Annotated in this window: 22 protein-coding genes; 6 read left to right on the forward strand and 16 right to left on the reverse strand. The window is 71.4% G+C overall.

Annotated features, from left to right (window positions below; all coding sequences use genetic code 11):
- Positions 1-20: 20 nt before the first annotated feature.
- Entirely contained in the window at positions 21-1,226 is a 1,206-nt protein-coding gene (locus tag ABZS71_RS18470) for a geranylgeranyl reductase family protein (RefSeq protein WP_356211283.1), read from the reverse strand.
- A 148-nt stretch (positions 1,227-1,374) separates the two neighbouring features.
- Here ABZS71_RS18470 and ABZS71_RS18475 point away from each other — a divergent pair, with 148 nt between their 5' ends.
- Positions 1,375-2,736, forward strand: a complete 1,362-nt coding sequence (locus tag ABZS71_RS18475; RefSeq protein WP_356211285.1) for a dipeptidase — start codon at positions 1,375-1,377, stop codon at positions 2,734-2,736.
- A gap of 206 nt (positions 2,737-2,942) precedes the next feature.
- Here the strand turns inward: ABZS71_RS18475 and ABZS71_RS18480 are convergent, their stop codons facing one another.
- The 4 genes from ABZS71_RS18480 to ABZS71_RS18495 form a co-directional block, all read right to left on the reverse strand.
- Entirely contained in the window at positions 2,943-3,977 is a 1,035-nt protein-coding gene (locus ABZS71_RS18480) for an NUDIX domain-containing protein (protein ID WP_355848738.1), read from the reverse strand.
- A 161-nt stretch (positions 3,978-4,138) separates the two neighbouring features.
- The gene (locus ABZS71_RS18485) at positions 4,139-5,056 is read right to left on the reverse strand and encodes a carbohydrate ABC transporter permease (RefSeq protein WP_355848741.1); all 918 of its coding nucleotides are present in this window, start codon (positions 5,054-5,056) and stop codon (positions 4,139-4,141) included.
- A complete protein-coding gene (locus ABZS71_RS18490) occupies positions 5,053-5,967 on the reverse strand; it encodes a sugar ABC transporter permease (RefSeq protein ID WP_356211287.1) in 915 nt (304 codons plus the stop codon). The genes ABZS71_RS18485 and ABZS71_RS18490 overlap by 4 nt, the downstream gene beginning before the upstream one ends.
- Positions 5,968-5,979: 12 nt before the next feature.
- Positions 5,980-7,263 (reverse strand): ABC transporter substrate-binding protein, encoded by a 1,284-nt coding sequence (locus ABZS71_RS18495; protein ID WP_355848747.1) that lies wholly within the window; start codon positions 7,261-7,263, stop codon positions 5,980-5,982.
- 211 nt (positions 7,264-7,474) lie between these two features.
- Here ABZS71_RS18495 and ABZS71_RS18500 point away from each other — a divergent pair, with 211 nt between their 5' ends.
- Complete coding sequence (locus ABZS71_RS18500) at positions 7,475-9,544, forward strand: NPCBM/NEW2 domain-containing protein (protein WP_356211290.1); 2,070 nt, start codon at positions 7,475-7,477, stop codon at positions 9,542-9,544.
- Between the two features lie 162 nt (positions 9,545-9,706).
- Here the strand turns inward: ABZS71_RS18500 and ABZS71_RS18505 are convergent, their stop codons facing one another.
- The gene (locus ABZS71_RS18505) at positions 9,707-10,681 is read right to left on the reverse strand and encodes an ROK family protein (protein ID WP_356211293.1); all 975 of its coding nucleotides are present in this window, start codon (positions 10,679-10,681) and stop codon (positions 9,707-9,709) included.
- Between the two features lie 131 nt (positions 10,682-10,812).
- On the opposite strand from ABZS71_RS18505, the gene ABZS71_RS18510 reads away from it, so the two are divergent.
- Together ABZS71_RS18510 and ABZS71_RS18515 are read left to right on the forward strand one after the other, a co-directional pair.
- The gene (locus ABZS71_RS18510) at positions 10,813-11,886 is read left to right on the forward strand and encodes a LacI family DNA-binding transcriptional regulator (RefSeq protein WP_356211295.1); all 1,074 of its coding nucleotides are present in this window, start codon (positions 10,813-10,815) and stop codon (positions 11,884-11,886) included.
- 90 nt (positions 11,887-11,976) lie between these two features.
- The gene (locus ABZS71_RS18515; RefSeq protein ID WP_356211298.1) at positions 11,977-12,429 is read left to right on the forward strand and encodes a hypothetical protein; all 453 of its coding nucleotides are present in this window, start codon (positions 11,977-11,979) and stop codon (positions 12,427-12,429) included.
- Between the two features lie 21 nt (positions 12,430-12,450).
- On the opposite strand, the gene ABZS71_RS18520 is transcribed toward ABZS71_RS18515, so the two are convergent.
- Positions 12,451-12,834, reverse strand: a complete 384-nt coding sequence (locus ABZS71_RS18520) for an SHOCT domain-containing protein (RefSeq protein WP_356211300.1) — start codon at positions 12,832-12,834, stop codon at positions 12,451-12,453.
- Positions 12,835-13,018: 184 nt separating this feature from the next.
- Here ABZS71_RS18520 and ABZS71_RS18525 point away from each other — a divergent pair, with 184 nt between their 5' ends.
- Positions 13,019-13,651, forward strand: a complete 633-nt coding sequence (locus ABZS71_RS18525; RefSeq protein ID WP_356211303.1) for a GAP family protein — start codon at positions 13,019-13,021, stop codon at positions 13,649-13,651.
- A 22-nt stretch (positions 13,652-13,673) separates the two neighbouring features.
- Here ABZS71_RS18525 and ABZS71_RS18530 read toward each other — a convergent pair whose 3' ends face one another.
- The 7 genes from ABZS71_RS18530 to ABZS71_RS18560 all read right to left on the reverse strand — a co-directional run bounded on the left by ABZS71_RS18530 (position 13,674) and on the right by ABZS71_RS18560 (position 19,481).
- The gene (locus ABZS71_RS18530; RefSeq protein WP_356211307.1) at positions 13,674-14,885 is read right to left on the reverse strand and encodes a hypothetical protein; all 1,212 of its coding nucleotides are present in this window, start codon (positions 14,883-14,885) and stop codon (positions 13,674-13,676) included.
- A 76-nt stretch (positions 14,886-14,961) separates the two neighbouring features.
- Positions 14,962-16,257, reverse strand: a complete 1,296-nt coding sequence (locus tag ABZS71_RS18535; RefSeq protein ID WP_356211310.1) for an aldolase/citrate lyase family protein — start codon at positions 16,255-16,257, stop codon at positions 14,962-14,964.
- Between the two features lie 149 nt (positions 16,258-16,406).
- Entirely contained in the window at positions 16,407-17,369 is a 963-nt protein-coding gene (locus ABZS71_RS18540; RefSeq protein ID WP_355848775.1) for an electron transfer flavoprotein subunit alpha/FixB family protein, read from the reverse strand.
- A gap of 54 nt (positions 17,370-17,423) precedes the next feature.
- The gene (locus ABZS71_RS18545) at positions 17,424-18,209 is read right to left on the reverse strand and encodes an electron transfer flavoprotein subunit beta/FixA family protein (RefSeq protein WP_356211312.1); all 786 of its coding nucleotides are present in this window, start codon (positions 18,207-18,209) and stop codon (positions 17,424-17,426) included.
- A 213-nt stretch (positions 18,210-18,422) separates the two neighbouring features.
- Positions 18,423-18,929 (reverse strand): flavin reductase family protein, encoded by a 507-nt coding sequence (locus ABZS71_RS18550; RefSeq protein ID WP_355848781.1) that lies wholly within the window; start codon positions 18,927-18,929, stop codon positions 18,423-18,425.
- 55 nt (positions 18,930-18,984) lie between these two features.
- The gene (locus ABZS71_RS18555; RefSeq protein WP_356211315.1) at positions 18,985-19,125 is read right to left on the reverse strand and encodes a putative leader peptide; all 141 of its coding nucleotides are present in this window, start codon (positions 19,123-19,125) and stop codon (positions 18,985-18,987) included.
- On the reverse strand, positions 19,122-19,481 hold the full coding sequence (locus ABZS71_RS18560) for a thioredoxin family protein (RefSeq protein WP_356211317.1): 360 nt from the start codon (positions 19,479-19,481) through the stop codon (positions 19,122-19,124). The genes ABZS71_RS18555 and ABZS71_RS18560 overlap by 4 nt, the downstream gene beginning before the upstream one ends.
- 208 nt (positions 19,482-19,689) lie before the next feature.
- Between ABZS71_RS18560 and ABZS71_RS18565 the strand changes: the two genes are divergently transcribed.
- Positions 19,690-20,421, forward strand: a complete 732-nt coding sequence (locus ABZS71_RS18565; RefSeq protein WP_355848786.1) for a lysophospholipid acyltransferase family protein — start codon at positions 19,690-19,692, stop codon at positions 20,419-20,421.
- A 40-nt stretch (positions 20,422-20,461) separates the two neighbouring features.
- Here the strand turns inward: ABZS71_RS18565 and ABZS71_RS18570 are convergent, their stop codons facing one another.
- Both ABZS71_RS18570 and ABZS71_RS18575 read right to left on the reverse strand, forming a co-directional pair.
- Positions 20,462-21,526 carry a low specificity L-threonine aldolase gene (locus ABZS71_RS18570; protein WP_356211319.1) on the reverse strand — a complete coding sequence of 355 codons (1,065 nt, stop codon included), beginning with the start codon at positions 21,524-21,526 and terminating at the stop codon, positions 20,462-20,464.
- A complete protein-coding gene (locus ABZS71_RS18575; RefSeq protein ID WP_356211321.1) occupies positions 21,523-22,308 on the reverse strand; it encodes an SDR family NAD(P)-dependent oxidoreductase in 786 nt (261 codons plus the stop codon). The genes ABZS71_RS18570 and ABZS71_RS18575 overlap by 4 nt, the downstream gene beginning before the upstream one ends.
- Positions 22,309-22,346 lie beyond the last annotated feature (38 nt).

Here is a 22,346-nt window from a genome sequence, read left to right on the forward strand (position 1 = left end):
CTCCGGCGCCGATGGGGCGTCTACCCCCGGTCCATCGCCGCCAGGGCCCGGCGGGCCGCCGGATGGGTGCGGACGAGGTCGCCCAGGGTCGTGGTGCCGCGGGTGATCTTCGTGAAGGCCCGCCACGCCGGGCGGAAGCCGGTGATCGCCGCGTGGAAGACCCCGGGGCGGCGGGCGAACGCCGCGTACAGCCGCCGCCCGACGCCCATCTCCACGCCCAGCCCCGCCTTGATCGCGAAGGCGTAGTTCAGGGCCTGGCGGCGGGCGTCGACCGCGTCGTGCGCCTCGGCGATCCGCACCGCCCACTCCCCCGCGAGCCGGCCCGAGCGCAGCGCGAAGGAGATCCCCTCACGCGTCCACGGCTCCAGCAGCCCGGCCGCGTCGCCGCACACCAGCACCCGGCCGCGCGACAGCGGCGAATCGTCCGAGCGGCAGCGGGTCAGATGGCCGGAGGAGATGCTCGGCTCGAAGCCGGCGAGGCCGAGCCGGGCGATGAAGTCCTCCAGATAGCGCTTGGTCCCGGCGCCCTCGCCGCGCGCCGAGATGACGCCGACGGTCAGCGTGTCACCCTTGGGGAACACCCAGCCGTAACTGCCCGGCAGCGGGCCCCAGTCGATGAGCACCCGGCCCGCCCAGTCCTCCGCGACCGTCTGCGGAACCGGGATCTCCGCCTCCAGGCCCAGGTCGACCTGGTCGAGCTTCACCCCGACATGCGCCCCTATCCGACTGGCGCTGCCATCGGCGCCGACCACCGCCCGCGCCAGCACCGTCTCGCCGTCCGCGAGCACGACGGCGACCGTGCGCCGGTCGGGCACGGACGGGCCGTGCTGCTCGACGCGGGTGACCGCGGCGCCCGTACGGACGCGGGCGCCCGCGTCCTTGGCCGCCTCGACGAGGCCGGCGTCGAACTCCGGCCGGTTGATGAGCCCGAAGAGCGCGTGCTTGGAGCGGCGGGTACGGGCCAGCCTGCCGTTCATCGAGAAGGTCACCGCGTGCACCCGCTCGCGCAGCGGCAGTTCGAATCCGGGCGGCAGCGCCTCGCGCGAGGGACCGATGATGCCGCCGCCGCACGTCTTGTAGCGCGGCAGCTCGGCCTTCTCCAGCAGCAGCACCCGGCGCCCGGAGCAGGCGGCGGCATACGCCGCGGAGGCGCCCGCAGGGCCCGCGCCCACCACCACGACGTCCCATACCGTCTCATTGTCCGGGGCTGCGTTGTCGCTGCTCACGTGTGGATCCGCTCCCAATCGACCGACCTGATGCGCCTACCGGGCATCCTACGGCGCACCGGCACGCGAACCCGCTGTGGGATGATCGGCCGCACGGACTCAAGCCGTACATAAGTGCCAACGCCGCGCATCCCAGGAGCGTTCCCCCATGGAACAGGCCCTCGCCGCCACCGTCGCCGCCCTGCAGCCCCGCGCCAGAGCCGAACTGGCCGAGCTGGTGGCCTTCAGGTCGGTCGCGGACCCGGCGCAGTTCCCCCGGAGCGAGTGCGAGGCCGCCGCGGCGTGGATCGCGGACGCGCTGCGCGCCGAGGGGTTCGAGGACGTGGCGCTGCTGGACACCCCCGACGGCACCCAGTCCGTCTACGGCTTTCTGCCCGGCCCCGCCACCGATGCCCCGACGGTCCTGCTCTACGCGCACTACGACGTACAGCCGCCGCTCGGCGAGGACGCCTGGCTCACCCCGCCCTTCGAGCTGACCGAGCGCGACGGCCGCTGGTACGGACGCGGCACCGCAGACTGCAAGGGTGGCCTGATCATGCACCTCACCGCGCTGCGCGCGCTCAAGGAGCACGGCGGCGTCCCGGTCAACGTCAAGGTGATCGTGGAGGGTTCGGAGGAGCAGGGCACGGGCGGTCTGGAGCGCTACGCGGAGGCGCATCCCGAGCTGCTGGCGGCCGACGCGATCGTCATCGGCGACGCGGGCAACTTCCGGGTGGGGCTGCCGACGGTCACCGCGACGCTGCGCGGTATGACGCTGCTGCGGGTCTCGGTGGACACCCTGGAAGGCAATCTGCACTCCGGCCAGTTCGGCGGGGCGGCCCCGGACGCGCTGGCCGCGCTGATCCGCATGCTGGACTCGCTGCGCGCCGAGGACGGCACGACGACGGTCACCGGCCTTATGGCGGACGCGGCGTGGGAGGGCCTCCAGTATCCGGAAGAGGGCTTCCGTAAGGACGCCAAGGTGCTCGACGGGGTCGACCTGATCGGCTCGGGCACGGTCGCCGACCGGATCTGGGCGCGCCCCGCGGTCACCGTGCTCGGCATCGACTGTCCACCGGTCGTCGGCGCGACCCCGTCCGTCCAGGCGAGTGCGCGGGCGCTGGTCAGCCTGCGGGTGCCGCCGGGCGTGGACGCGGCCGACGCGAACCGGCTGCTGGCCGCGCACCTCGAGGCCGCCGCGCCGTGGGGCGCGCGGGTCGCGGTGGAGCAGATCGGCCAGGGCCAGCCGTTCCGGGCGGACACCGCGAGCCCGGCGTACGCGGCGATGCGCGAGGCCATGCGCACGGCGTACGACGGCCAGGAGATGGCCATCGCGGGGCAGGGCGGCTCGATCCCGCTGTGCAACACGCTCGCCTCGCTCTATCCGGACGCGGAGATCCTGCTGATCGGGCTGAGTGAGCCGGAGGCGCAGATCCACGCGGTCAACGAGAGTGTCTCCCCGCGGGAGTTGGAGAAGCTCTCGCTCACCGAGGCGCTGTTCCTGGGGAGGTACGCGGCGGGCAAGGGCTGAGCTGATCCCTCCGGGGGCGGGAGAAGGCTCGGAACGGAGCCGCACCACCGGAGCCGCGCCGGTCCTCGGGGGCGGTCCGGCCCCATGGGGGCCGCCTCCGCCCGCACGGCGACGCCGACCGGGCTCGGCCGATCGCTGCGCGGTCGAGCCGGACCGTGGGCCACAGCCGGTCGTCCGGAGCGACCGGCCGGCCAGGGACGGACCGGTCAGCCCACGGGGACACCGGCTTCGAGATACAGCGGGCGGCCCTGTTCGCGGGCGCGCAGCGCCCATCGCAGCCGGCTGAAGCGCACCGGGGGCAGGAGTTCGGCGGCCTCGCTCTCGGTGACGAACCGCCAGCCGCGCAGTTCGGCGCCGGGCAGCAGCACCTCCCGCGCGTCCGCGGCGGTGAGCCGGCCGCCGTCGAACAGCAGCCGCAGGCCCCCGTAGCCGGGCGGTTGGGGCCGCTCCCAGTCGGCGACGAGCAGCCGCAGCGGCTCATCGAGCCGTACGCCCAGCTCCTCGGTCACCTCGCGCAGCCCCGCGCACATCGGGGGTTCGCCGGGTTCGACGACCCCACCGGGGAACTCCCAGCCGGGCTTGTAGGTCGGGTCGACGAGCAGAACCCGGTCGTCCTCGTCGAAGAGCAGGACCCCGGCCGCCAGCGTCTCCGCCGTCGGCTCCGGGGTCTGCACGATGTCGCAGCTCCCGGCGCCCTCGCGGACGGCGTCCGCGATGTGTTCGGCGGTCTGGCGCGGGGTGAGCCCGGTGGTGTCCACGACATGCGCGTCGGTGGTCAGCCAGTCCAGGGCCGCGTGGTAGGGCGCGAGGTGATCCAGGCACCACCGGCGGACGGACTCACTCGCGTCCGCGTCGCCGGGGATCTCCTCGCGCTCGGCTATTCGCTCGCGAAGGATCGTTTCGTCGGTATGCAGCAGAACATGCCGCACGGGGATCCTGCGGGCGGCGAAGCCACCGAAGATCTCATCCCGGTACTCCTGTCTGAGGACCGTCATCGGGACCACGAGCGGGCCGCCGACCTCCGCGATCAGCGCCGCTCCGGTGTCCACCACCAGCCGTCGCCAGGAGGGCAGGTCCTGATAGTCGGACACCTGTTCAAGGCGCTTGCGCGGCAGCATCATCCGCAGACCGTTGCCGACCAGCTCCGGGTCGTAGAAAGTGCTGCCGGGCATGAAGTCCACCAACTCGCGGGCCGCGGCGGTCTTACCCGCGCCGAACGCACCGTTCAGCCAGACGATCACTTTTCCCCCTATTCCATCGCCTCCTGACAGTTGCCCGCATCACCCTGCCGCGGAAACGCGCGAACGCGGGGGAAGCCCGGATCGCGCCGCCGCCAGGCGGCGGCGCGGGGTCCTCGCGTCAGGGGGCGCGGCGGTCACGGGCCCGGGTGACCGGCGCGGTGTCAGCCCTTGCTGGCGCCGAGGGTGAGTCCGGCGATGAAGTGCCGCTGGAGGAGCAGGAAGACCAGCACCGTGGGAAGCGCCACCAGCACCGAGCCCGCCGCGAGCAGGTTGTAGTCCGTGAAGAACTGGCCGCGGAGATTGTTGAGCGCGGAGGTGACGGGCAGCTTGTCGCCGTCGGAGATGAAGACGAGCGCCCACAGGAAGTCGTTGTACATCCAGGTGAATTGCAGCGTGGCGAGGGCCGCGAGCGCCGGGCGGCACAGCGGAAGGGTGATGCGCCAGTACTGCGTCCACACCCCGGCGCCGTCCACCCGCGCCGCCTCGATGATGTCCCCGGGAAGGGTACGCATGAAATTGGCGAGGACGAAGACGCAGAAACCGATCTGGAAGGCGACCTGCACGGCGATCACCGCCCAGTAGGAGTCGTACATCGTCATCGAGTCCGACATCCAATAGGGCAGGTTGATCTTGGTGAAGAGCACATAGAGCGGGGTGACGATCACCTGCTGCGGCAGCAGATTCCCCGCCGTGAACACCATCAGCAGGACCAGTCCGCCGCGCATGTTCAGCCGGGTGACGGCGAAGGCGACGAAGGAGGCCAGAAACAGCGTCAGCAGCACCCCGGGCACCGCGATGATGAGCGAGTTGACGAAGTACTTGCTCATTCCGGAGTCGCTGAACGCCTGCTTGTAGTAGTCGAACGACAGATGGCGCGGCAGCGAGAAATAGCCGTACCTGGCGGTCTCCTGATACGGGCGCAGTGAGGCGTAGACGGCGAGCAGCAGCGGGGCGAGAAAGGCCAGCGAGACGGTCATCAGGAAGGCGTGCAGCCCGAGCCGTCCGGGCCGCACCCGGCGCCGGCCCGGTGCGGCCGCCGGGGCCACCGCCCGTACGGGGGCGGTCTGGGTGACGGTCATCCCTTCTTCTCCCCTCGCAGCTCCTGGACCAGATAGGTCACGATGAATCCCAGGGACACGGTCAGCAGGACGACGGCGATGGCGGAGCCGAAGCCGATCCGGCTGGCCTCGCCGACGATGTTGTCGGTGACGAGCACGGAGAGCAGCTCGAGTCCGTTACGGCCGTGGTTGATGGCGTAGACGATGTCGAAGGCGCGCAGCGCCTCGATCACCGTGATGACGCCGACGATGACATTGACCGGCCGCAGCGTGGGCAGGACGACCCGGAAGAAGATCTGGGTCTCGCTCGCGCCGTCGATCGCGGCGGCTTCCTTGAGTGAGGGGTCCACGGATTTCAGCCCGGCCAGATAGAGGATCATCACATATCCGGTGTGCCGCCAGGCCGCGGCGATGAGCACCACCCAGATATTGAGGTCGGGGTCGCCGAGCCAGTCCACCGGGTTGTTCTTGTCGGCGAGAATCGCGTTGAGCGCACCCTGGTCACGGGAGAAGACCAGCTGCGCGATAAAGCCGACGATGGCGAGCGAGAGCACCACCGGCATATAGAGGGTGGACTGGTAGAAGCGGCTGAACCGGACGCCCTTGTCGAGGAGCACGGCCAGCAGCAGTCCGAACGGTGTGGCGACGCAGCCGAGAAAGGCCACCCACAACAGGTTGTTGCGGACGGCGGGCCAGAACGGCGGATAGTCGGTGAAGAGGGTCTTGTAGTTGTCGACGCCGACCCAGTGGAGATCGCCGATCCCGTCCCAACTGGTGAAGGAGAGACCGATGGAGGCCAGGGTCGGGCCCCAGACCAGGGCCAGGTCGAGCAATACGGGTATGCCCAGCAGCACGCCGATGACGGCGAGGTCGCGGGAGGTGAACCTCCGCGGCCCCCGCCGTCCGGCACGCCGCACGCGGATGAGCGGCACTGCGCGGATCTCCTAGTCGCCGGCGAAGATGGTCTTCTTCTGGGATTCGATGTCCTTGGTCAGGGAGTCGATGTCGTCCGGCTTGTTGATGAACTGCTGGATCGCCCGGATCATGACCTGCGACGCGAAGTCGGGCCGGGTGTCGCGGTCCATGAACTGCGAGATCTGCTTGGCGCCGGAGACGAGGTCGACGGCCTTCTTCTGGAGCGTGTTGTACGAGGAGGTGGACGCCTTGCTGTTGACCGCGATGTTGTTCGGGTCCCGCTTCAGGTAGATCTCCTCGGCGGCCGGAGTGGCGAGGTACTTGAGCAGCTCCTCGGCCTCCTTCTGCTTCTTGGACTTCTTCGCCAGCAGAAAGCCGTCGATCGGTGCTTCCACCGCGTCCTGGCCGTAGGCGGAGTCGATCTCGGGGAAGGGGAAGAAGTCGAGATCCTCGCGGTCGGCCTCGGCGAACTGCTGGCCCGGGTGGGGAAGCCCGAACACCGCCATGCCCGACTTCTTCTGGGCGAGGCTCTGTGCCGCCTCCTGCCAGGTCCGTCCGTTGGCGCCCTTCTGGTGGTACGGCATCAGGCCGCGCCACAGGTCGAAGACGTGTCTGACCCTGCGATCGGTCCAGGACTCCTTGCCGCCCATCAGCGAAACATGGAAGTCGTAGCCGTTGGCCCGCATATTGAGATAGTCGAAGGTCCCCATGGCGGGCCAGCCGTCCTTGTCGCCGAAGGCGATGGCGTCGAGCCCGTCCTTGTCCATGCGCTTGGCGAGCGCCCGGTACTCGTCAAAGGTCGTGGGGATCTCATAGCCGTGCTGCTTGAAGACGCTCTTCCGGTAGAAGACCGCCCACGGGTAGTAGTAGTACGGCACGAAGTACTGTTTGCCGTCCCTGCCCGTGGACTGCGCCTTGAGCGCGTCGGAGAAGCCGTCGAAGCCCTTCCAGAGATCGCTGATCTCGGCGAGCTGCCCCTGCTGGGCAAAGAACTGCATGCGGTAGCCGGCGAACCACATGAAGACGTCGTCCGGAGTGCCCTTCAGATAGCGGTTGATGCCCTCCTGAAAGGCCTCGTGATTGACGGTGTTTACCTTGAGCTTCTTGTCCGACTTCTTCTCGTACGCGTTGAACACCTCGGCGAACGCCTTGCGCGGCACGGCGTCCGAGGCGTTGGAGCCGATCTTCACTTCCTTGCTGGGCCCACCGCAGGCGGTGAGCAGCGCCGGGAGGGCGACCGCCCCGGCTCCGACCGCACTGCCCCGAAGCAGAGCACGGCGGGAGATCCGATGTCCTGACGATGACTGTGCCATGGCCCCCTCCACAGAGGTTCAATCAAACACAACCGAACGCGGGTGAGTGGATCTCACCCGCCGAATGGGCCTACCGTCAAGGGTTTTGACGAGGTATCGAACAACTGTTATCGCTTCTCTTCCAACAGACTCCAACAGGGTCTACCGTAAACGCTCGCATGTGACGCTTCCATGACGCTGCGTCACCCGTTGAGAACGGAGGACCCGCACCATGCGCCACCGCTCTTTGCGTACCGCGAGACAGAGAATCATCGGAGGGCTGAGCGTCGGCTTGCTCGCCACGCTCGGCCTTGCCGTCCCGGCCGCCGCCCATGCGCCCCGTACGACCGAGGCCACCGCGCCGGCCTCCGCCCCGGCCTCGGCATCGAGGGCCGCATCCGGCGAGGGGTCCGCCCTCACCCCTCCGATGGGCTTCAACAACTGGAACTCCACCCACTGCCGGGCGGAGTTCAACGAGGCGATGGTCGAGGGCATCGCCGACATCTTTGTCGCGAAGGGGCTGAAGGACGCCGGATACCAGTACGTCAACCTCGACGACTGCTGGGCGCTGCCCCAGCGCGACGCCGACGGCAAGCTCGTCCCGGACCCCGCGCGCTTCCCCAGCGGCATCAAGGCCGTCGCCGACTATGTCCACTCCAAGGGGCTGAAGCTCGGCATCTACACCAGCGCGGGCACCAAGACCTGTGACAGGGCCGGCTTCCCCGGGGCGCTCGGCCATGAGAGGTCCGACGCCCAGCAGTTCGCCGACTGGGGCATCGACTACCTCAAGTACGACAACTGCAATAACCAGGGCGTCGACGCCAAGCAGCGCTATCGCGCCATGCGCGACGCCCTCAAGGCCGCCTCCGAAACCACCGGCCGTCCGATCGTCTACAGCATCTGCGAATGGGGCCAGAACAAGCCCTGGGAGTGGGCCGCGGACGTCGGCCACCTCTGGCGCACGACGGGCGACATCAGCGACAGCTGGGGCAGCATGCTGTCGATCGCCAAGCAGAATCTGCCGCTCGCCCCGTACGCCGGGCCCGGCCACTGGAACGACCCCGACATGCTGGAGGTGGGCAACGGCGGTATGACGGACACCGAGTACCGCAGCCACTTCTCGCTGTGGTCCGTCATGGCCGCACCGCTGCTGATCGGCACCGATCTGCGCAAGGCCACCCCGGAGACCTATGAGATCCTCGGCAACCGCGAGGTCATCGCGGTCGACCAGGACCCGCTGGGCAAGCAGGGGACCGTGGTCTCCTCCGAGGGCGGGCGCTGGGTCATCGCCAAGCAGCTCGCGGACGGCAGCCGTGCCGTCGCCCTCTTCAACGAGACCGACCGGGCGCGGCACATAGCCACCACGGCCGCCGCGGTCGGCCTGGACCACGCGCCCGCGTACCGGCTGCGCGACCTGTGGCGGCATCAGGACTACAACACCGCCGGAGCCGTGACGGCCACCGTCCCGGCCCATGGCACGGTGCTCTACCGCATCTCCCCCGACCGGCGCTGGGCCTCCTACCCGCCCGCTGTCGAGCTCGGCGGCGAGGGTGCGTCGTTGACCGAGGCCGGGGCCACGGCCCAGGTCGATACGGTCCTCACCGACCTGGGCCGCACGCCGGCCCGCCGGGTCGCGGTCCGGCTCACCGGCCCCGACGGCTGGCGGATCCGGGCCGTCTCCCCGACCCGGGCCGGTTCGCTGCCCACCGGCAAGAAGCTGACGACGCGCTGGCGGATCACCGCGCCCGCCGACGCCGAGCCCGGTGCGTACGATCTGACGGCCGGCGCCGACTACCGCTCGCCGAGTGGCGCCAAGGCCACCGCGCGGCTGGTCTCGACGGTCCATGTGGTGGTGCCCCCGCCCTCCGGCACCTCGTACGCGAGCGATCTGCCGTGGCTGAGCGCCCTCAATGGCTGGGGCCCGGTCGAGAAGGACACCAGCGTCGGCGAGAGCGCGGCGGGTGACGGTCATCCGATCACCCTCGGAGGCACCGTGCACGCCAGGGGCCTGGGCGTGCACGCGCCCAGCGAGGTCACGTACTACACGGGCGGCCGGTGTACGGCCTTCACGGCCCGGGTCGGCGTGGACGACGAGGAGGGGGCCGCCGGGACGGTCGCGTTCGAGGTCTGGGCCGACGATACGAAGGTCGCGTCGACCGAGGCGCTGACCAACACCGATGCCGCCAAGGCCGTCACGGCCGCCATCGCCGGGGCCAAGACGGTCCGGCTGGTCGTCACCGACGGCGGGGACGGGGTCACCAGCGACCACGGGGACTGGGCCGACGCGGCCTTCCGTTGCTGAAACCGCTGACGCGCCCCTTATGGCCGGCCCCTTCCCCCACCGCCCTCAGCACTCGGGCAGCCCGGGAAGGGGCCGGTCGTTGTCCCCGCCCTTGGCATAGGCACACCCCGCTGTTGCCGTTGTGGCGCCGGACAGGACGTGGGGCCAGGGTGACAGCGCGGCTCAACCACCGGTCGGGGGCGGGCCGGCCGGGCCGAAACCCTCCAGCCGCATCTCCTGGGCCGCCGCGGCGGCCGCGCCGACGAGCCCCGCGTCGGTGCCCATCTGCGCGGGTACGACGTCCAGTCCCTGGACGAACGACAGCGTCGCGTAGTCGCGCAGGGCGCGCCGCAGGGGCGCGAAGAGCACGTCCCCGGCGCCCGCCACCCCGCCGCCGATGACCGCCACCTCGATCTCCACGAGCGTCGCGGTCGCGGCGATCCCGGCGGCCAGGGCCTGTGCGGCGCGCTCGAAGGAGGCCCGTGCGACCGGGTCGCCGTCCCGCGCGGAGACGGCGACGGCCTCGGCGCTGGTGTCCCCGTCCGGGCCCGGGAGCCAGCCGTCGCGCAGGGCGCGGCAGGCAATGTTGGGGCCGCTGGCGATGCGTTCGACACAGCCACGCCCGCCGCACGGGCACAGGTCCCCGTCCAGGTCGACGCTGATGTGGCCGATGTGCCCGGCGTTGCCGGTCGGGCCGGGGTGCAGCCGGCCGCCCAGCACCAGCCCGCCGCCCACCCCGGTGGACACGACCATGCACAGCGCGTCCGTACGCCCGCGTGCCGCGCCCTGCCAGTGCTCCGCGGCGGTCATCGCCACCCCGTCGCCCACCAGCGTCACCGGCAGCGTGCCGGTCGTCTCCCGGACCCCGGCGACCAGGGGGAAGTCGCGCCAGCCGGGGATGTTGACGGGGCTTACGGTGCCCACGGAGGCGTCCACCGGGCCCGCGCTGCCGATCCCTACCGCGGCGACCCGCGACCAGTGGGCGGTGCCCGACAGCTCCTCGAGGACCGCGGAGACCTGCCGCATCACCGTCGCGCCGTCCTCCTGGGCGGGGGTGGCGCGGCGGGCCCGTGCGACCAGCTTGCCGCTGCCGTCCACCAGGGCGCCCGCGATCTTGGTACCGCCGATGTCCAGCGCGGCGATGAGGTCACGTGGCATGCTGTCGACTCTCCTGGTGGGCCTGGGTGCCATCGGTGTGCGACAACAGTCTTCCTGCCGCTGACAACGTTGTCCAGCAGCTATGCTCGACACCCTTCCCCCATGCCGACCAGCGACGGGACGAGCGCACCGTGACCGACACCGCCCCGGGTACCGCCAGCCGCACCCCCGCACGCCGCTACGGCACCCGGCCCACGATGAAGGATGTCGCCGCGCGCGCCGGGGTCGGCCTCAAAACCGTCTCCAGAGTCGTCAACGGCGAGGCGGGCGTCACCCCCGACACCGAACGGCGCGTCCAGGAGGCCATCACCGCGCTGGGCTTCCGCCGCAACGACAGCGCCCGCATCCTTCGCAAGGGCCGCACCGCGAGCATCGGCCTGGTCCTGGAGGATCTGGCCGACCCCTTCTACGGACCGCTGAGCCGCGCCGTCGAAGAGGTCGCCCGCGCCCATGGCGCGCTGCTGATCAACGGCTCCAGCGCCGAGGACCCCGAGCGCGAGCAGGAGTTGGTGCTCGCCCTGTGCGCGCGCCGGGTCGACGGTCTCGTCGTCATCCCGGCCGGCGATGACCACCGCTATCTGGCCCCCGAGATTGCGGCCGGGGTCGCGACCGTCTTCGTCGACCGCCCGGCGGGCCGGATAGACGCCGACGCGGTGCTCTCCGACAGCTTCGGCGGCGCGCGCGACGCCGTGGCCCATCTGATCGCCCACGGCCACCGCCGGATCGGCTTCCTCGGCGACCAGCCGACCATCCACACCGCCGCCGAGCGGCTGCGCGGCTACCACGCGGCGATGGGCGACGCCGGGCTGCCGGTCCATGACGCCTGGGTCTCGCCCGGCCCCACCGACCCGGAGCGGGTACGGGCCGCGGCCACCGCCATGCTGGACGCCGCGGAGCCGGTCACCGCGCTCTTCGCGGGCAACAACCGGGTGACGGTCACCGTCGTACGGGTGCTCGCCGAGCGCCCCGAGCCCGCTCCCCCCGTCGCCCTCGTCGGCTTCGACGACTTCGAGCTCGCCGATCTGCTCTCCCCCGGCATCACCGTGATAGCCCAGGACTCGGCCCGGCTCGGCCGCACCGCCGCCGATCTGCTCTTCCGCCGGCTCGACGGCGCGGGGGGCGACCCGCGGCGGGTCGTGCTGCCGACCCGGCTGATCGCCCGAGGCTCCGGCGAGCTCCCCCCGGCGGCGCCCTCCGCGCCCTGAACGGACCCGCCCCGGTTGCCCCGGTGCCCGGCCGCCCGCAGGGTGGGTGCGGAGGGCCGGGACCCGAAGTGGCGGAACGAGGGAGACGCGATGGGCGGGCGCCGAATGCGGACGATCTGCGCGGTGAGCCTCATGGCCGTGCTGGCGCCGGCGGCGGCCGGCTGCTCGGACGGCGGTGGCGAGCCGTCGTCCGCGGTGTCCCGGGCCTCCGCCGCCATCCGGTCGGCGGAGGCCTCCGCGAAGGCCGGGCTGAAGAAGATCAAGGGCGGGGCCAACGCCAAGGGCGACGTGAAGGCCGGGTCCGTCTCGCTCGACAAGAGCGGACGGGCCATGGCCCGGATCACCATCACCAACAAGAGCCATGACACGGCGGACTACGCGATCGAGGTCAACTTCCGCGATGCGGACGGGGACCTGGTGGACGCCACACTCCTGCGGGTCCCCTCGGTCCGCCCGCACACCCCGAAGAAGGCCGTCGCCCGCAGCCACCGCAAGCTCACCGGCCACATCACGGCACAGATCGGCCACGCGGTGCGCTACTGAGCACCGCGCGGCCGAACCTTCTCAGGCGGCGAGCACCTTGGCCTTGGCGCGCTCGTACTCCTCGGCTGTGAGGTCGCCGTGATCCTTCAGCTCCACGAGCCGCGACAGTTCCTCCGCGCGACCGGCCCCGGCGGTCGTGCGCACGAACTCCCGGAGCTCCTCCTCGGCCTGCTCGGCCCGCTTCATCTCGCGCCGGCCCATCTCACGGCCCCGTGCGATCAGGTACACGAAGACGCCGAGGAACGGCAGCAGGATGACGAAGGCCGTCCAGCCCGCCTTGGCCCAGCCGCCCAGCGAGTCGTCGCGGAAGAGATCGGTGAACACGCGGAAGAGCAGGAACAGCCACAACACCCAGAGAAAGACCCACATCGTGGTCCAGAAAACATTCAGCAGCGGGTAGTCCATCGTGTGCCTCCCGTCGGACACGCCCGGCGGGTCCGCAAGGCCCCGCCAAGGCCCCACGTCTTCAGCCTACGTCGCCGGAGTACTGCCGCAGGCGACGTGAGGGCCCGGTCGGCGCAGCACCGGATGCCGTGCGGCGACCGGTGCGTACGAATGGAGACACCTCGGACGGTGGGAAGGGCGGGCCATGGATCTCCAGATTCTCCCGCTCGCCATCACCATGATGGCGGGCCCGCAGATCGTGGCCGCCGTCGTTCTGGTGACCACCGCGCGGCCGGTCCGCGTCTCCCTGGCGTTTCTGCTCGGGGTGGCGTTCGCGACGACGCTGGGGGTCGCCATCGCACGGCGGATCTTCGGGCTGCTGGGCAGCGTGGTCGCGCCGGGCAGCCCGTCCGACCGCGGGGCGTTCGAAACCGTCCTCCAACTGGTGCTGGTGGGGCTGCTGGTGGTGGTCGCGGTGAAGAACTATGTGAAGCGGGAGACGGTCGAGCCTCCGAAGTGGCTGGGCTCGCTGATGAGGGCGGGCCCCTACAGGGCGTTCATGACGGGTCTTCTGATCATCCTGGCCATGCCGTCCGACATCGTGGTCATGCTGACCGTGGGAGCGTCCTTGCGGCAGCACGGGGCGGGCCTGGTGTCGGCGGTGCCGTTCATCGCCGCCACCGTGCTGATCGCCGCACTGCCGCTGCTGGTCTATCTCCTCTTCCGGAAGCGGGCACGGCGGGCGATGCCCCGGGTCCGCGAATGGCTCACCACCCACAGCTGGGCGGTCAATATCGCCGCCTGCCTGATCTTCATCGTGCTCATCCTGAGCCCCTGACGACCACCCCTGACAACCGCCCCTAACGACTGCCACGGGCCGCCCCGGTGCGGCCCGTGGCGGCCAATAGCGCGATCAGCGCGAGCGCGGCGAGCAGGACCAGCACCAGGAAGAGCACCGTCAGCGCGGTGGGGTGGTTCCACAGGGCGAACACCCCGGCGGGCACCAGCAGCGCCGCGGTCGTCAGCCCCCGCCGGTGGTCCGCGGTCCAGGTCCCGGCCCGTCCCGTCCGCATCCCATGGGCCGCGCCCCAGCACGCCGCGCTGTCGGCCGCCCGCTCGGCCGTGCCCCGTACGGCGCGCGGCAGCCGGCCGGGGCCCGTCAGATAGGCGCCGAGCGCGACGACGAGGCCGAGCACCAGCACGGTCAGCACGGTGACGCGCAGAAAGCGTGTGACGGTGTCGAAGATGACCGAGGCGGCCGCCCGGGACAGCACGCTCGGCGGCACATGGTCCAGGTAGTACCGGCGGCCGACGGCCAGGGCGAGCGCCAGGGCGAGGGAGGCTGCCGCGGCGCCGAGGGCCGCGCGGGCGAGCGCGCGGCGGCGCCGGCGGGCGAGCAGCACTCCGGTGCCGCCGAGGGTCACGGTCAGCGCGGGCATCCAGTTGCCGGCCAGGTCGAGCAGGCGCGCCCCGTGCCGAATGGTGTCGAGCCGGTGGGAGTGGAAGAGGACGAGCCGCTGGTGGATGTCGGGGATGCCGCTCGCCGAGGGGAATCCGGCGTCCACCAGCTGCCGTCTGACCTTGTCCACGGCGGCGCCGACGTTGAGCGTGACGGTGTCGCCCTCCGCCCCGACCGGGCCGCCGCCCTTGCCCGTGAGGGCGCCCACGACGGCCGTATGGGCGGCACGGTTGGCGCCGGTCCACACGGCGACGAACTGCTCGCTGTGCACGATGTGCGTCGCCACCTTGCGCACCGCCTGGTCGAGCGCCGAGTCCAGCTGCGGGGCCAGCCCCTCGATGGTGTCGGCGGCCTTGGCTGGGAGGCCGTGGGAGCGCAGCCAGGCGGCGATGTCGGCGGTGACCTCCCGGCTGTTGCGGCGCATGTCGACGGCCTCGCCGACGCGGTCCACGGCGGCGTTCTGGATCGCCGGGTCCCTCGCGAGCGGCGCGACCGTCGCCACATAGCGGTCGGTGTCCAGGACGTTGTCGTGGACCCACACCGTCAGCACGGACACCGGTACGAGGAGGCACCCGAGCAGGATCAGCAGGGCCGAGACGGCGCTTCTGGCCATGACAACATCTCCCGCCCTCCCGGGCGGTGCCGCATCCCGGGTGACACGTCCGGGTGAGCGGATGTGGCCAGGCGGCTCAGGTCGTGGTCACGGGGCGCCCCGCCAGCGCGTCGAGGCCGGCCCGGGACAGCCCGGTCAGCCGCTCGACCTCGGCGCCGTCGAGGGCCCCGCAGTCCAGGCCGCGCAGCAGATGACCGCTCAGCGCCTTGGCGGTGGCGGGCTCGTCGGCGATGCCACCGCTGCCGCTCGTGGCGGTTCGGTCCACGTACGCCGCGAGCCGCGCCGCGGCCGCCTCCAGCCCCTCGCGGTAGAAGGCGTAGACGGCCGCGTAACGGGTGGGCAGATGGCCGGGGTGCATGTCCCAGCCCTGGTAGTACGCGCGCGCCAAGGACCGCCGGACGAGGCGGTGGTGGAGCCGCCAGGCGTCGTGGACCCGCTCGGTGGAGCCGACGGGGAGGACGTTCGTCGAGCCGTCGGAGAGCCGTACGCCGGTGCCCGCGGCGGCGACCTGCATGACGGCCTTGGCATGGTCGGCCACGGGGTGGTCCATGGACTGGTGGGCCGCGCTGACGCCGCAGGAGGCGCTGTAGTCGAAGGTGCCGTAGTGCAGTCCGGTGGCCCGCCCGTCGGCGGCGTCGATCATACGGGCGACGGTGGCGCGGCCGTCCGGGCCGAGGATGGCCTGGGTGGTCTCGATCTGGATCTCGAAGCCGATGCGGCCGGCCGTGAGCCCGCGCGCCCGCTCGAACTCCTCGCACAGCCGGACCATAGCCCTGACCTGCTCGGGGTACGTCACCTTGGGGAGGGTGAGCATCAGCCCGGCCGGGAGCCCGCCGGCCTCCATCAGCCCGGTGAGGAAGATGTCCAGGGTGCGGATGCCGCGGTCGCGCACCGCGGCCTCCAGGCACTTCATCCTGATGCCCACATAGGGCGGCGCGGTGCCCGTCGCGCAGGCGGCCGCGACGAGGGAGGCGGCGCGGGCGGCCGCGGCGTCCTCCTCGGCGTCGGGGCGGGTTCCGTAGCCGTCCTCGAAGTCGATGCGCAGGTCCTCCACGGGCTCGCGCTCCAGTTTGGCGCGCATCCGCGCGTACACGGGCCCGGCCACATGGTCCGGGATGTTGAGGATCGCGGCGAGGGCGGCGGCGTCGGGGGCGTGTGCGTCGAGGGCGGCCAGCGCCTGGTCGCCCCAGTCGCGCACGGTGTCGGCGGTGACGAGGTCACCGGGGACATAGACGGTGTGGACGGGCTGGCGGGTCCCGGGGTCGCCGGGGTAGCGGCGGGCGAGTTCGGCGTCGACGGCGGCGAGGGAGGCGGCGATGGATTCTCGTACGGCGCCCGGAAGGCTGGTCTCCACCGTCTCGCGCCGCGCCATACCCGCACCTCCGCCTTTCCGCTGTACGGAATCAACAATCCGTTGAGCGAAGTTATCCGGGGCCCGACCGCGGGTCAACACCCCCTGGGCACGCGCGAGGCCCCGTACGCGGGGAGCGTACGAGGCCTCGCGGACGTCGCCCGGTCAGGTCAGCCCTTGCGGGTCTTGACCTCCTCGGTCAGCTGCGGGACGACCTCGAAGAGGTCGCCGACCACGCCGTAGTCGACCAGGTCGAAGATCGGGGCCTCAGCGTCCTTGTTGATGGCCACAATGGTCTTCGACGTCTGCATACCGGCGCGGTGCTGGATCGCGCCCGAGATGCCCGTCGCGATGTACAGCTGCGGGGAGACGGACTTGCCGGTCTGGCCCACCTGGTTGGTGTGCGGGTACCAGCCCGCGTCCACCGCGGCGCGCGAGGCGCCGACGGCGGCACCGAGCGAGTCGGCCAGCGCCTCGACGACGGGGAAGTTCTCCGCGCCGCCCACACCACGGCCGCCGGAGACCACGATCGCGGCCTCGGTCAGCTCCGGGCGCCCGGTGGACTCGCGCGGCGTGCGCGAGACGACCTTGGTGCCGGTGGCCTTGTCGCCGAAGGAGACCTCCAGCTGCTCGACGGCGCCCGCGGCCGGAGCGGCCTCCGGGGTGGCCGAGTTCGGCTTGACGGTGATGACCGGCGTGCCCTTGGTGACCCGGGACTTGGTGGTGAACGCGGCGGCGAACACCGACTGGGTCGCCACCGGGCCCTCCTCGCCGGCCTCCAGGTCGACGGCGTCGGTGATGATGCCCGAGCCGATCCGGACCGCGAGACGGGCCGCGATCTCCTTGCCCTCCGCGGAGGACGGGAACAGGACGGCGGCCGGGGAGACGGCCTGGTACGCGGCCTCCACCGCGTCCACCTTCGGGACCACCAGGTAGTCGGCGAACTCGGGCGCGTCAGCGGTCAGCACCCGCACCGCGCCGTGCTCGGCGAGCACCGGAGCGGCGGTGTCGGCGCCGGAGCCGAGGTGGACCGCGACCGGCTCGCCGATCCGGCGGGCCAGCGTCAGCAGTTCAAGGGTGGGCTTGCGGACGGCGCCGTCCACGTGATCGACGTAGACGAGGACTTCAGCCATGGGAATCGCTCTCCTGCGAATGCGAGATGTCTGGGGGCGGTGGGGCGGCGCGGCTCAGATGAACTTCTGGCCCGCGAGGAACTCGGCGAGCTGCTTGCCGCCCTCGCCCTCGTCCTTGACGATCGTGCCCGCGGTGCGGGCGGGGCGCTCCGTGGCGCCGTCGACCGCGGTCCAGGCGCCCTCCAGGCCGACCTCGTCCGCCTCGATCTCCAGGTCCTCCAGGTCCCAGGAGGTCACCGGCTTCTTCTTGGCGGCCATGATGCCCTTGAAGGACGGGTAGCGGGCCTCACCGGACTGGTCGGTCACCGAGACCACCGCCGGCAGCGACGCCTCCAGCTGCTCGGTCGCGGTGTCGCCGTCACGGCGGCCCTTGACGGTGCCGTCCTCGACCGAGACCTCCGACAGCAGGGTGACCTGCGGAACGCCCAGCCGCTCGGCGAGGACCGCGGGCAACACGCCCATCGTGCCGTCGGTGGAGGCCATACCGCAGATGACCAGGTCGTAGCCGGTCTTCTCGACCGCCTTGGCCAGCACCAGCGAGGTGCCCAGCACATCGGTGCCGTGCAGATCGTCGTCCTCGACGTGCACGGCCTTGTCCGCCCCCATGGACAGCGCCTTGCGGAGCGCGTCCTTGGCGTCCTCCGGGCCCACGGTCAGCACCGTGATCTCGGCGTCATCGGCCTCGGCGGCGATCTGGAGGGCCTGCTCGACCGCGTACTCATCCAGCTCCGAGAGCAGGCCGTCCACATCGTCGCGGTCGACGGTCAGGTCTTCGGCGAAGTGCCGGTCGCCTGTGGCGTCGGGCACGTACTTCACACAGACAACGATCCTCAAGCTCACGCCGGCTCTCCTACTGCATCGTCTCTTCCGAGCTGCCTTGTTGCTGGCAGCATAGGCGCCTTCGGGGCGCGACCCGGGCGGTTCCCAGGGCGGTTTTCCGGTCGGGGCGACCCATGCGCCGAACGAAATATTACTCGTCAGTACACCCAGCACTTTCCCCGGACGCAACCCACGTGAACTGTGACCTAGCCAACGGGCGATCAGCGGGACTTCTCAGTCGCGCAGCGCGTTGAAGCGACCCTGGTGGTACAGCAGCGGCCGGCCGGCCCCGGACGGATCGCCGGCGGTCACCTCGCCGATCACCACGTGGTGGTCCCCGGCGGGTATCCGGGCCACCACCCGGCACACCAGCCACGCCACCACCCCGTCCAGCACCGGCACCCCCTGCGGCCCCGAGCGCCAGCCGGTGTCGGATCCGAAGCGGTCCGCCCCGCTGCGCGCGAAGGTCGCGGCCAGCTCTCGCTGGTGTTCGCCCAGGATGTGGATGCCGACGTGCTCGACGTCCCGGAGCACCGGCCAGCTGGAGGAGCCGGTACCGACGCCGAAGGAGAGCAGCGGCGGCTCGGCGGCGACGGAGGCGAGCGAGGTGGCGGTGAAGCCGACGGGGCGGGAGCCCCGCGCGGTGATCACGGCGACGCCGGCGGCGTGCTGCCGGAAGACGGAGCGGAGGATGTCGGAGGCGACGAGCGATGACGTGCCGAGATCGTGTGTTGCCGTCATGGAATTGTCCTTCTGCCAAAGGTACGGGTGGGGGGAGCCGTGCTGTCGTCGTCGCTCACCCGCTCGCACACCGCGCGCTCGCGGTCCGCAGCAGATCCACGTGCACCCGTCCGTAGAGAAGGAGTCCAGGCCGCGTGACGTCACCCTGACGACGCCCGGAGCACACCGTCAAGTGCGGGCGGATGTGGGAGATCACACCGCATCACCGAGGGCCGCGATGACATCCGCCCGGCGCGGCTGCCCGACGGCGCGCCGCACGATCCGTCCGGACGCGTCGACCACCAGCACGGTGGGGGTCCGGGCGATCTCCAGGGTCCGTACGAGCTCCAGGTGCGCCTCGGCGTCGATCTCGACATGGGCCACGCCCTCCACCATCGCGGCGACCTCGGCCAGCGTTCGCCGGGTGGCCCGGCAGGGCTGGCAGAAGGCGCTGGAGAACTGGACGAGCGTCGCCCGCTCCCCCAGCTCCGCGCCGAGCTCGGCGGCGCTCAGCCGCCCGCTCGCCGCCACGCCGCCGCCCCCGTCGTCCCGCCCGTCTCGCCCGTCCCGCACCTGTGTCCTCCCGATCGGCCGTTTCCCGTGCAGCCTCCCGGCGCACCTGAAGATTCCCTGACGTGATGAGGATCTCTCGGCCGGGCGGGGCCCCGCAGTAGCACAGAGAGGCGACATCGGGCACCATCTGCCAGAAGCCGGAAACCTACGGCTGCGTAACTTCCGCCGGGAGAGAGCCCTCCCAGGGAAAACGAAGAAGGGTCCCTCTATGGCAGAGCTCGTCTACCCGCCGGTGATCGGCGTCGCCCGCACCATGTTCAAGGCGCTCGATCTGCGCTTCGACATCAAGGGCACCGAGAATGTCCCGCAGCGGGGCGGCGCGGTTCTGGTGAGCAACCACATCGGCTACCTCGACTTCGTCTTCGCCGGGCTGACCGCCCTGCCGGCGAAGCGGCTGGTGCGGTTCATGGCGAAGGAGTCGGTCTTCCGGCACAAGGTCTCCGGGCCGCTGATGCGCGCGATGAAGCACATTCCGGTGGACCGCGCGGCCGGCATGGACGCGTACAAGCACGCCCTGAAGGCGCTGCGCTCCGGTGAGATCATCGGCGTGTTCCCGGAGGCGACCATCTCGCGGTCCTTCACGCTCAAGACCTTCAAGTCGGGTGCGGCGCGGCTGGCCCAGGAGGCGGGCGTACCGCTGCTGCCGATGGCACTGTGGGGTACGCAGCGGCTGTGGACGAAGGGCCAAAAGCGGGCGCTGGGCCGGAACCACTTCCCGATCACGATGCGGGTCGGCGAGCCGATCGAGGCCGATCCCTCGGAGCCGTCGGAGACCCTGACCGACCGGCTGCGGTCGCGGGTGCAGGAGCTGCTGGAGGCGGCGCAGCGGGCCTATCCGGTGCGCCCGAAGGACGCGGACGACACCTGGTGGGTCCCGGCCCACCTGGGCGGCACCGCCCCCACTCCGGCCGAGGCCCTCGCCCTCGACCGCGGACGCTAGGACGCCCGGGGCGGGCCGGAACCGGCCCGCCCGTTCGCGGCTACCCGCGGCCCATCTCTTCCTTCAGCGCCGTGACGAAGCCGTCGACGTCCTCCTCCGTGGTGTCGAAGGAGCACATCCAGCGCACATCGCCGGCCGCCTCGTCCCAGAAGTAGAAGCGGTACCGCTTCTGCAGGCGCTCGCTCACGTCGTGCGGGAGGCGGGCGAAGACCGCGTTGGCCTGCACCGGGTGGAGGATCTTCACCCCGTCCACCCCGCGGACGCCCTCGGCCAGCCGCTGGGCCATCGCGTTGGCGTGGCGGGCGTTGCGCAGCCACAGATCGCGGGCGAGCAGGGCCTCCAGCTGTACGGAGACGAACCGCATCTTGGACGCCAGCTGCATGGACAGTTTGCGCAGATGCTTCATGGCGCGCACCGCGTCCGGGTCGAGGACGACGACGGCCTCGCCGAAGAGCATGCCGTTCTTCGTACCGCCGAAGGACAGCACATCCACGCCCGCCACATTGGTGAACGACCGCATCGGGACGTCCAGCGATGCGGCCGCGTTGGCTATCCGGGCGCCGTCGAGATGCACCTTCATCCCGCGCTCATGGGCGTGCTCGCAGATGGCGCGGATCTCGTCGACCGTATAGACGGTGCCCAGCTCGGTGTTCTGGGCGATGGAGACGACCTGCGGCATCGCGCGGTGCTCATCGTCCCAGCCCCACGCCTGGCGGTCGATGAGCTCGGGGGTGAGCTTGCCGTCCTCAGTAGGTACGGTGAGCAGCTTCAGCCCGCCGACCCGCTCGGGGGCGCCGCACTCGTCCACGTTGATATGCGCGGTGTCGGCGCAGATCACCGCGCCCCAGCGGTCGGTGAGGGCCTGCAGGGCGACAACGTTGGCGCCGGTTCCGTTGAAGACCGGGAACGCCTGCGCGTACGGGCCGAAGTGGCTGCGCACCACATGCTGCAGATGCGCGGTGTAGTCGTCCTCGCCGTAGGCGACCTGATGGCCGCCGTTGGCGAGGGCGAGCGCGGCGAGGATCTCCGGATGGGCGCCCGCGTAGTTGTCACTGGCGAAGCCGCGTATCTGGGGGTCGTGGTGACGCCTGGCGTCGGTTCTCACGGCTTGGGGGTCAGCCACAGGCGGGTTCCGTTCACTTCCCGGGCGGGCCGGTCCCAGACTTCGGTGATGGCCTCGGCCAGCTCCCTGACGTCCGTGAAGCCCGCGAACTTCGCGTTGGGGCGCTCCGCGCGCATGGCGTCGTGCACCAGCGCCTTGACCACCAGGATGGCAGCGGCGGCGGCCGGGCCGCCCTCGCCCCCCAGTTTGCGGAAGGAGTCGGCGAGCGCGAGCGTCCACGCCTCGGCGGCGGCCTTGGCGGCGGCGTACGCGGCGTTGCCGGCGGTGGGCTGCGACGCACCCGCCGCGCTGATCAGCACATAGCGTCCGTTGCCACTGCGCAGCAGGGCGTCGTGGAAGGCGAGCGAGGTGTGCTGGGCGGTCCTGATCAGCAGATTGTGGAGGGTGTCCCAGTCGGCGAGCGGGGCGTCGGCGAAGGTCTTGCTGCCGCGCCAGCCGCCGACCAGATGCACCAGACCGTCGATCCGGCCGAACTCCTTCTCGGTGCGGTCGGCCCAGGCCCGGGCGGCGTCCAGGTCGAGCAGGTCGACCGTCTCCCCGGTGACACTGGCGCCGCCGTGGGCGTACCGCGCCGTGTCCACGGCCTCGGCCAGCCGGGCGGGGTCGGAGTCGGAGGCGACGACCGTCGCCCCGGCCTCGGCGAGGCGGAGCAGCGTGGCGCGGCCCGCCGGGCCGGCCGCCCCGGCCACCGCCACCACCGCGCCGTCCAGCGGCCCCTTGTCACCCGGCTCGTTCGGGGTCGGGCTCGACGTCGGTGTGGTCATAGTCGTCTCCTCGTCGTCCATCCCTGCCGGCTGCCCCG

This window comes from Streptomyces sp. NPDC005393, from assembly GCF_040606675.1.
Lineage (GTDB): Bacteria > Actinomycetota > Actinomycetes > Streptomycetales > Streptomycetaceae > Streptomyces.

Excerpts from the sequence above, each read along its gene's own strand:
- ABZS71_RS18505 (WP_356211293.1), bottom strand. The coding sequence starts at position 10,681 with ATGCCACGTGACCTCATCGCCGCGCTGGACATCGGCGGTACCAAGATC.
- ABZS71_RS18550 (WP_355848781.1), bottom strand. The coding sequence starts at position 18,929 with ATGACGGCAACACACGATCTCGGCACGTCATCGCTCGTCGCCTCCGAC.
- ABZS71_RS18520 (WP_356211300.1), bottom strand. The coding sequence starts at position 12,834 with ATGGACTACCCGCTGCTGAATGTTTTCTGGACCACGATGTGGGTCTTT.
- ABZS71_RS18540 (WP_355848775.1), bottom strand. The coding sequence starts at position 17,369 with ATGGCTGAAGTCCTCGTCTACGTCGATCACGTGGACGGCGCCGTCCGC.
- ABZS71_RS18575 (WP_356211321.1), bottom strand. The coding sequence starts at position 22,308 with ATGACCACACCGACGTCGAGCCCGACCCCGAACGAGCCGGGTGACAAG.
- ABZS71_RS18500 (WP_356211290.1), top strand. The coding sequence starts at position 7,475 with ATGCGCCACCGCTCTTTGCGTACCGCGAGACAGAGAATCATCGGAGGG.
- ABZS71_RS18515 (WP_356211298.1), top strand. The coding sequence starts at position 11,977 with ATGGGCGGGCGCCGAATGCGGACGATCTGCGCGGTGAGCCTCATGGCC.
- ABZS71_RS18475 (WP_356211285.1), top strand. The coding sequence starts at position 1,375 with ATGGAACAGGCCCTCGCCGCCACCGTCGCCGCCCTGCAGCCCCGCGCC.
- ABZS71_RS18495 (WP_355848747.1), bottom strand. The coding sequence starts at position 7,263 with ATGGCACAGTCATCGTCAGGACATCGGATCTCCCGCCGTGCTCTGCTT.
- ABZS71_RS18535 (WP_356211310.1), bottom strand. The coding sequence starts at position 16,257 with ATGGCGCGGCGCGAGACGGTGGAGACCAGCCTTCCGGGCGCCGTACGA.
- ABZS71_RS18565 (WP_355848786.1), top strand. The coding sequence starts at position 19,690 with ATGGCAGAGCTCGTCTACCCGCCGGTGATCGGCGTCGCCCGCACCATG.
- ABZS71_RS18525 (WP_356211303.1), top strand. The coding sequence starts at position 13,019 with ATGGATCTCCAGATTCTCCCGCTCGCCATCACCATGATGGCGGGCCCG.
- ABZS71_RS18530 (WP_356211307.1), bottom strand. The coding sequence starts at position 14,885 with ATGGCCAGAAGCGCCGTCTCGGCCCTGCTGATCCTGCTCGGGTGCCTC.
- ABZS71_RS18485 (WP_355848741.1), bottom strand. The coding sequence starts at position 5,056 with ATGACCGTCACCCAGACCGCCCCCGTACGGGCGGTGGCCCCGGCGGCC.